Source organism: uncultured Brachyspira sp., from assembly GCF_944390595.1.
Taxonomy (GTDB): domain Bacteria; phylum Spirochaetota; class Brachyspiria; order Brachyspirales; family Brachyspiraceae; genus Brachyspira.
The window spans coordinates 1-8,204 of the sequence record NZ_CALXRN010000025.1; the positions used below are offsets into that span (position 1 = coordinate 1).

Sequence of the window (8,204 nt, forward strand, 5' to 3'; positions counted from 1 at the left end):
ATGGAATATTTCTCTAAAAAAAATAAATAATATAAGGAGTAAATATGTCAGAAGAAAATAAAATACCTGCATTAAGAAAAGGCAATGTTTCAATCAATAAAAAAAATGATTTAAACAAAATAAAGCCTGTTGATACATCAAAATCAAAAATCTCAAAAATACTAAAATCAGATTCTATACAAAAGCAGATGAACGATGAATTAAAAAGAAAGAAAGGGCTTGATTTAGTATTAATAGGTGATTTTACAGATTCTATGAGTGAATATAGAGAAAAATTGAGATTAAAATTTAAAGAACTTTCAAAAACATTATTTAAAGTTATAGATAATCTTCGTATAGGTATTATATTTTATTTGGATCATGGCACCGGCATATATTCTAATTACAATCCTTATGTTACAAGATATCATAAACTAACAACCGATATAGAGGCATTGTATAATTTTATAGATGAAGCAAAAATAGATAATGGTATAGATTGGGAAGAAGCTGTTGAGGATGCTTTAAATGATGCTTATAATAATATGAATTGGAATCAAATAAATGCAAAATCAATAGTATTATTCGGAGATGCTAGGCCTCATGAACCTAGAGAATGCATATATGGATATGATTATTTTGAATTAACTAAAAAACTTTATCAAAAACAAGTAACTATAAATACAGTTTTCTGCAATACTGGATACGGCGGATACAATAAAGTTTCTTCTGCTTATAAAATAGATATAGGGGATTTCAGTAAAAGAGTTTCAAGATTAAGAGAAGATGAATTTTTTTCTTGGATAGCAAATGTTACTGGAGGCATAGCTATAGGAGTTGAACAAATAGAAGATATAGTCGACATAATACAGGCTATGGCAGCAAAAGATGCCGGTAAAATGGATGAATATGAAGAAGAAATAAAAAAGACTCATAAAGCTGCTAAAATCCCTATACTAGAACATATAAAAAAGGAATCATTAAAAATAGAAGAGAAAAAGAAAACTTTGAGAATAACAGGAAGATAAATAATACAATATAAAAAGGCATGCTGATATAATCAACATGCCTTTATTTATGAACAATACAAAAATTATTTAATTATCATATTTGAACATCAGCATCATAATCTATGCCTTCTAATCCGAATCCATGAAGATGTAAATACTCATCTCTGAATTGTGCTAAATCTGCATTTGCTTTTAACGAAGCATTATCCTTTACTTTATCCCACGCAAGAGCAACTTCTTTTTGTACATCATCCCGCATTTCCCAATCATCTAATCTTAATCTGTTTTCATCATCAAGTATAAAGCCTTTGCCGGAATAAATTTTTTCAGCAAACTGTCTGTACATCTGTTCAATACATCCTTCATGTATTCCTTTCTCTTTCATCACCTTGAATAATATGCTTATATATAAAGGCATAGCAGGAATAACAGCAGAAGCTCTTGTAACAACAGCCTTTGCCACACTAACATAAGCATGTCCTTTTATCTTTTCCTGCATCATTTTATCCATTTGCAAAGCAGTTTCTTCTAAATTATCCTTAGCCTTACCAATAGTTCCGTCTCTGTATATAGCTTTAGTCATTTCAGGACCTATATATGAATAAGCTAAAGTAATGGCATTTTCTGCAAGCATATCTTCTTTTATAAGCATATCAATCCAATCTTTCCAATCCTCTCCTCCCATAACTTTTACAGTAGCTTTTATATCTTCATCGCTTGCAGCAGGCATTTTTACTTCAATAAGCTCTTCAGTCATAAAGTCTGTACCAAAGCCTTCATAATCTTTTCCTATAGGCTTCAAAGTAGAACGGTATGTTATATTTTCTTTTTCATCTTTTCTTATACCTGTAGCTAAACTATATATTACACAGTCTATTTTACTGCCAAAAAATTCTTTAGCTTCTTTTATAATATTCGCTTTAGACTCTCTTAAAAAAGCATCCCCTATAATTGTTTTTTCTTTAAGTCCGTCTCTTTTAGCATATTCGCTGAATGCCTTATTATTGTACCAGCCAGGAGTACCTGTTCTGTCTTCAGAAGCAGCTCTCTCAAAAGATACACCTAAAGTATTTACTCCCATACCATAAGATAATACTATTCTGCTTGCAAGTCCGTATCCGCCTGAAGCTCCTAATATTAATGCATTTTTTATATTGGATTTTATTTTTGGTTTAGATTTTACATAATTGATTTGATTTTCAACTTCTTTAGCACAGCCCAATGGATGTGAAGTTTTACATACATTATTTATTATTTGCGGTTTTACTACCATAATAAAATACCTCCTTTTATTTTTTAAATTAAATCAATAATATATTAAAAAGATTTTTTTTCAATAGACAAATTAATTTTATTGTTACAATAATATCTTTTTTTGATAATAACAAATATATAATAATACTATATAGAGGAATCGTTTTCTAAATCCTGATATCTATATTTTAATAATTTCAATAATAAAAAAGAAACCTGCAGAAACATTAATATGATAACCGCACGTTAAATAAAATAATGTATATAAATAAATTAATAATCAAAAAATAATTTCATATTAAAACTGATTAACCGTGCGTTAAAAAAATTAATTTGTTTATAAAATATAGAGTTAATGCATCTAAAATTTAGAAATTACCCACATTATAAATGATAAAAATATGCTTATTACAATACAGCTCATCAATGGGAAAGCAAATGTAAAATTTTCTTTTTTTATAAAGATATCCCCTGGAAGTTTTCCAAAAGGAATTTTTATATTAAATAAAAATAATACGCCAATTATTAAAAATATAATACCAATAACTATAAAAAGTTTAGCAAAATGAGTATTCATTATTATTCTGACATTTTCTTATTCATTTTTTCTATATCTTTATCATGTCCGGCAATAATCAATATATCGCCTTCTACCATAGGAACATCAGGATCAGGAGTACAATCAACCACCACCTTTTTTTCACCCAATATACCTACTGTCTCTTTCTTTACAGCAACAACATTAATTTTGTATTTCTTTCTCAAATCAAGCTCTTTGAAATTCTTACCGGCAAGTCCTCCATGAACAGGAAACTCTACTATAGAATGATATTCCGTAAGATCATAAAGCAAAACTGTATCGCCTACCTCAAGCTGCTCTGCTATGTGTATACCCATAGACTCCTCCGGACTTACCAAATGCGTTATACCTATCATACTAAGTATTGCTTTATGTTTTTCATTTGAATATCTTGCTATAATATTCTTTACGTTAAGCTCTTTTAAAAGCAATGCTGTCAATATACTTGTCATCATATCTTCACCAATAGTAAGTATAACAGCATCAAATTTGTTTATCTCAATAGCTTCTAGTGCCTCTTTTTGTGTCGAGTCTAATCTCATTGCCTGAGTTACACTATTTTTTATAGCTTCTATTTCATTAATATCATTATCTATAGCAAATACTTCTATTGAAGGTTTTGTCATAAGCCTATTGATTAATGCTTTACCTAAAGTACCGACTCCTATAACAGCATACTGAAGCATACTAATACCCCTAAAATATATATTTTAATTAGTTTTATTATAGAATAATATAAAATTTTGTCAAAAAATATTTTTATAAATTTACAGTTTCATTATTAAATATCTGTAATAGATAAAATATAGTTAATTTCTTAATTATTTAAAGCAAATATATATAAAATTTAGTATTTATATATTTAAATATATATAATTTATCAAATACAAATATGTAATTATATTTTTACAAATAACTATTTTATATAAAAAAAAATTAAAAAACAATATGTAAAACAAATTTTATTTTACACTTTATTTTAAATTATGTTATTATTATAGCACAGACTATAAAAATTGTGAGAGGTTACAAAAATTTATGAAAAGAATAATTTTTATTTTAAGCATTACATCTGCATTAATTATTTCATGCAATAGTAATAATGCACCAACAATAGGTGAAAAACCATTAACATCAAATGTTCCAAGCGATGACAAAACAGTAAGAGAAGGAACTCCTTTGTCCCAATGGAATGACAGTGATGCAAATATAATATCAGTTAACAGTTCATCTGTTAATCTAAGAGCTGCTAATGCTTCTGAGTATACATTACTTGACAGATTATATTCAACTGTATGGTATCAATCTGAATCTGATTATGATGACGGAAGATTAGAAACAGAAGAAGAGTTTATATTCTTTAATAGTTCATCAGAAATATGCAAAAGAGAATATGAAAATGGAAGAATAGATGGAAGAGATGAATATTCAACATTAAGATATATTAATTATGTTTCTATTCCTAATGCTCAAAACAATAGAGACAGAAACGCATGCATAGTTCAAAATATAGAAAAATATGATAATGATGCTGATTACGAAGGATATTATTTAGTAGACAGAAATACATTATACATAGTTGATGGCGACAGAGAAGATGAAATTCAAAGAAAATTAAGCGATATAATAAGCGGAAATACTCAAAAATACAGAGAAGATAAATTTGTATTGTCTACAAAATCATTAAATTAATACAAAAATAAAAAATAAAGAGAGGCTTAAATTTAGTCTCTCTTTATTTTTGCATAATTATTCATTGTTAGCTTGATAATTTAATTTTACTAAATAATCTATTTTATCAACAACTTTAGAAAAAGGTTTTTCAACACTGATTAAAGCTCTCTCAACATCATTTCCATCTTCATCTTCAATATATATGTCATAATATAATTCTTTATGATCATATTCATTTTCAAAAGTAAGTCTTATAAATATAAAATTATTAATATTGATTCTGTCCATTTTAGGTTCATACTCTAAACGCTTAATCTCAGTATTCAATAATTCTTTACCTAAATTCTCTACTATAACTTTATATATAGACTCAAGCTCCTTCCTTATATAGTGTACATTGTTGTCAAACATTAAAAACTCCCTATATTTTATAATTTTATTTATTTTATAAATATATTAAAATAAAATAAATTGTCAAAATATTTAATAAGATTCTAATACAGAGGCAACCTCTTCATCTCCTAATTCTCTTGCAATACTGGCAAGTTCTTTAGCTTTTTTATTAGATAAATTAGGATTGGCATTATTTTCTAATAATATTAAAGCGATTTCAAAATTACCATATTCAACAGCATGAGAAAGAGCAGTTTCACCGTCTTTATCAACCATATTTACATCAGCACCATTTTCTAATAAAATATTAATGGCTTCAGGAGATATTTCTCTTCCGGAAAATGCTATTAAAGGTGTAATTCCATAATCATTAGCCTTATTAATATTTGTAGTTTTTGACAATATCTTTATTGTTTCCACATCATTTGCTATCAAAAGAGGAGTAACACCTTCGTCAGATATTAAATTAATATTAGCTCCATTATCAACTAAAAATGCCACTACATCAGAATTAGAATTATCTGCTGCAAAAAATAAAGGAGTCCAGCCATAATTATTAGCTGCATTCACATCTGATTTAGCCATTACTAAAAGCTCAACTATATTGTAATTACTGTCATATATTCCAATTCCCTGTCTAGCCCATATATCTGTAGCATATAAAAGTGCTGTATAATTTCTTTTATTTTTCATATTAACGTCAGCATTATTTTTTATAAGTGCATTTACTAAATCGGCATATCCGTAATAAGAAGCTATCATCAAAGCAGTTGTACCCTCATCAAAAGTAACGCTAAGATCATATTCCACATCTTCTGTATTTACTATATTTGTAGTTTCTGTTAAAGTATTATTTACATTTCCAGAAGCTAGTAAATTTGTTATTATATCCATACTAGGATTTCCCTCATACTTTAATATAGCATCTTCCAAACTCATATCTTGAACTATATTGTTTTCGGATGATAAATTTTCATTTGTCTCTATATTATCATTTGAAACTTCAGTATTTGATTTTTGAGAACATGATATCATAACAAAAATAAAAACCAATATATAAACTATAACTTTCATAATGAACCCCAAATACTATTTTATTTTTAAATATATTAACATATCTTAACAATTATATCAATTAAAATATATTTTCTATAAAACAATTAATATATTTACTAGAATAGCCTTTATAAACTCTTTCATTATTTTCATCTAAATTTAATTGATACATTCTAAATATCACTAAAAAATTTTTAGGCTGCCATAATTCTTCATAACTATATTTATAAATCATACCAATTTTTTTCATCACTTCATAGCTTGCAATATTATTTATATCATGAGTAGCAGTTATATATTTTATATTATCTTTTTTTAGAGCATATCCGAAATCATTATTATCATTATTATTTTCTTTTAAACAAACAGCATATCTATAAAAAGTACGAATATTATTTGTGTTTAAATAAAAATTTTCTAAATGTTTTTTTGTATATTCTAAATTTTCAAAAGGAAACCAAGGAAGATATTTATTAACATCTTTATCAGATAAAATACTGAATAATGCTTCTATATCATCAATATTGAATTTTCTTATAATAAGCCTATTAGTCAATAACATAAAAATAAAAAGCGGATATTATAAAAAATACCCGCCTATATATTATAGTAAATATTTATTTTTTTCCAAAAATTCTATCTGCTATAGCACGTCCTGTAGGAGTATTAGCAAGCCCGCCCTGAGCAGTTTCTCTAAATCTTTCATCCATTGCATCTCCTACTTCTTTCATTGCAAGTACAACTTCATCTGCAGGTATAATGCTTTTAAAACCAGCACAAGCCATCTCAGCAGAAATAATAGCATGCACAGAACTCATAACATTCTTACTCATACAAGGAGCTTCAACAAACCCAGCTATAGGATCGCATATCAAACCAAGAACTGTAGATAAAGCCAAAGCAAAAGCATTAGCACATTCTTCCGGAGTTCCGCCCATAATCTCAGCACAAGCACATGCAGCCATAGCAGCAGCACTTCCGCATTCAGCCTGACATCCTCCCTCAGCACCTGCAAATGTAGCAACCTGAGCTATAATATCTGCAAGTCCAGCAGCTGTAAACATACCTCTAACTATATCATCTTTTTTATAGCCTTTTTTTTCACATATAGAAAGTACAGCAGGCATTATACCGCAGCTTCCAGCTGTAGGAGCTGCTATTATTTTACCCATACATGCATTGTAACCGCTAACAGCCATAGCTGAAGTTACAACCTCGCCTACAGTATCTCCAAGTATACTTTTCCCTGATTTATAAAATTTTTCAACTATATCTACACAATTTTCCTGCTGTCCTGTTACAAAATGAAATTTATCCTTTTTTCCTTTTTCTATTGATTCTCTCATTATATCATAATAACTAGACATTTTATCAATAACAACTTGTCTATCAACTTTCTGACTTTTAGCTTCTATATCTATTATTATTTCACTCATCTTTACTTTTTTTTCTGTAGCTTCAGCCACTAATGATTCTATAGATTTTATATCCATAATATTCTATCCCTCATATAAATTTTTAATATAATTTATCTAAAAATACAAAATCTCTTATATTTTCTATTTTTCTAATTCTATCTTCTATTTCTTTAGATATAACATCAGTCATACCAATAACTATAATTGCATATCCTTTATTAGGACCCTCAAACTGAGGTGTTACATTCATATTTTCAATATTAATATTATTTTCAAATATAATAGAAGTAACCTTTGCTATTATACCTGGAACATCTCTATTAACTATAGCAATAGTAGGAAAGTCGCCTTTATAATGAACTTCAATACCATTAACCTTATCTAATACTATTAATCCTCCTCCTATTGAAGAAGCTAAAATATTAATCTCATTGCTTTCTCCCTTAGCTTCAATATAAACACTATTAGGGTGAAAAGCATCTCTTAATGTTGTTGGAATAAACTCATATTTAAGCCCAGATTTATCAGCAATACTATAACTATCCCTAAGTCTGGCATCATCAGTTTCAAAACCTAAAAGACCCGCTAAAATGGCCTTATCTGTTCCATGACCTTTCCATGTTAAAGCAAAAGAACCATGCAAATATATCTTTGCCTCCTTTACATCTTCACCTAAAATTTTTTTAGCAAGTTTTCCTATACGGCAAGCTCCGGCTGTATGCGAACTTGAAGGACCTATCATTACAGGACCTATTATATCAAATAATGTAGCCATAAAATATCCTCCATTTATTTAAATATAATTTAACATAATAAATAAATTATGAATATAGATTTTTT

At 27.8% G+C, this 8,204-nt stretch carries 10 protein-coding genes; 2 read left to right on the forward strand and 8 right to left on the reverse strand.

Going from position 1 to position 8,204, the window contains the following annotated elements; translation table 11 throughout:
* Window positions 1–44: 44 nt before the first annotated feature.
* Window positions 45–1,007, forward strand: a complete 963-nt coding sequence (locus Q0J90_RS01335) for a VWA domain-containing protein (RefSeq protein ID WP_297276200.1) — start codon at window positions 45–47, stop codon at window positions 1,005–1,007.
* A gap of 76 nt (window positions 1,008–1,083) precedes the next feature.
* Here the strand turns inward: Q0J90_RS01335 and fabV are convergent, their stop codons facing one another.
* The 3 genes from fabV to Q0J90_RS01350 all read right to left on the reverse strand — a co-directional run bounded on the left by fabV (window position 1,084) and on the right by Q0J90_RS01350 (window position 3,509).
* On the reverse strand, window positions 1,084–2,262 hold the full coding sequence (gene fabV / locus Q0J90_RS01340) for an enoyl-ACP reductase FabV (protein ID WP_297276201.1): 1,179 nt from the start codon (window positions 2,260–2,262) through the stop codon (window positions 1,084–1,086).
* Window positions 2,263–2,604: 342 nt separating this feature from the next.
* Window positions 2,605–2,820, reverse strand: coding sequence for a DUF2905 domain-containing protein (locus Q0J90_RS01345; RefSeq protein ID WP_297276202.1), 216 nt, complete (start codon window positions 2,818–2,820; stop codon window positions 2,605–2,607).
* Window positions 2,821–2,822: 2 nt separating this feature from the next.
* On the reverse strand, window positions 2,823–3,509 hold the full coding sequence (locus Q0J90_RS01350; protein ID WP_297276203.1) for a TrkA family potassium uptake protein: 687 nt from the start codon (window positions 3,507–3,509) through the stop codon (window positions 2,823–2,825).
* Between the two features lie 352 nt (window positions 3,510–3,861).
* On the opposite strand from Q0J90_RS01350, the gene Q0J90_RS01355 reads away from it, so the two are divergent.
* Window positions 3,862–4,515 carry a hypothetical protein gene (locus tag Q0J90_RS01355; RefSeq protein ID WP_297276204.1) on the forward strand — a complete coding sequence of 218 codons (654 nt, stop codon included), beginning with the start codon at window positions 3,862–3,864 and terminating at the stop codon, window positions 4,513–4,515.
* Window positions 4,516–4,572: 57 nt separating this feature from the next.
* Here Q0J90_RS01355 and Q0J90_RS01360 read toward each other — a convergent pair whose 3' ends face one another.
* The 5 genes from Q0J90_RS01360 to sdaAB all read right to left on the reverse strand — a co-directional run bounded on the left by Q0J90_RS01360 (window position 4,573) and on the right by sdaAB (window position 8,139).
* Window positions 4,573–4,908 carry a hypothetical protein gene (locus Q0J90_RS01360; protein WP_028330754.1) on the reverse strand — a complete coding sequence of 112 codons (336 nt, stop codon included), beginning with the start codon at window positions 4,906–4,908 and terminating at the stop codon, window positions 4,573–4,575.
* A gap of 72 nt (window positions 4,909–4,980) precedes the next feature.
* Window positions 4,981–5,964: an ankyrin repeat domain-containing protein gene (locus Q0J90_RS01365; RefSeq protein WP_297276205.1), complete on the reverse strand. Its 984-nt coding sequence runs from the start codon at window positions 5,962–5,964 to the stop codon at window positions 4,981–4,983.
* Window positions 5,965–6,025: 61 nt separating this feature from the next.
* Window positions 6,026–6,508, reverse strand: a complete 483-nt coding sequence (locus Q0J90_RS01370; protein WP_297276206.1) for a GNAT family N-acetyltransferase — start codon at window positions 6,506–6,508, stop codon at window positions 6,026–6,028.
* Window positions 6,509–6,563: 55 nt separating this feature from the next.
* The gene (gene sdaAA / locus Q0J90_RS01375; RefSeq protein ID WP_297276207.1) at window positions 6,564–7,439 is read right to left on the reverse strand and encodes an L-serine ammonia-lyase, iron-sulfur-dependent, subunit alpha; all 876 of its coding nucleotides are present in this window, start codon (window positions 7,437–7,439) and stop codon (window positions 6,564–6,566) included.
* 25 nt (window positions 7,440–7,464) lie between these two features.
* Window positions 7,465–8,139, reverse strand: coding sequence for an L-serine ammonia-lyase, iron-sulfur-dependent subunit beta (sdaAB, locus tag Q0J90_RS01380; protein ID WP_297276208.1), 675 nt, complete (start codon window positions 8,137–8,139; stop codon window positions 7,465–7,467).
* Window positions 8,140–8,204: the final 65 nt, after the last annotated feature.

Bases quoted from the DNA above. Each gene is read 5' to 3' on its own strand.
- Q0J90_RS01335 (WP_297276200.1), top strand. From the start codon at position 45: ATGTCAGAAGAAAATAAAATACCTGCATTAAGAAAAGGCAATGTTTCA.
- Q0J90_RS01365 (WP_297276205.1), bottom strand. From the start codon at position 5,964: ATGAAAGTTATAGTTTATATATTGGTTTTTATTTTTGTTATGATATCA.
- Q0J90_RS01360 (WP_028330754.1), bottom strand. From the start codon at position 4,908: ATGTTTGACAACAATGTACACTATATAAGGAAGGAGCTTGAGTCTATA.
- sdaAB (WP_297276208.1), bottom strand. From the start codon at position 8,139: ATGGCTACATTATTTGATATAATAGGTCCTGTAATGATAGGTCCTTCA.
- Q0J90_RS01355 (WP_297276204.1), top strand. From the start codon at position 3,862: ATGAAAAGAATAATTTTTATTTTAAGCATTACATCTGCATTAATTATT.
- Q0J90_RS01370 (WP_297276206.1), bottom strand. From the start codon at position 6,508: ATGTTATTGACTAATAGGCTTATTATAAGAAAATTCAATATTGATGAT.
- Q0J90_RS01350 (WP_297276203.1), bottom strand. From the start codon at position 3,509: ATGCTTCAGTATGCTGTTATAGGAGTCGGTACTTTAGGTAAAGCATTA.
- Q0J90_RS01345 (WP_297276202.1), bottom strand. From the start codon at position 2,820: ATGAATACTCATTTTGCTAAACTTTTTATAGTTATTGGTATTATATTT.
- sdaAA (WP_297276207.1), bottom strand. From the start codon at position 7,439: ATGGATATAAAATCTATAGAATCATTAGTGGCTGAAGCTACAGAAAAA.
- fabV (WP_297276201.1), bottom strand. From the start codon at position 2,262: ATGGTAGTAAAACCGCAAATAATAAATAATGTATGTAAAACTTCACAT.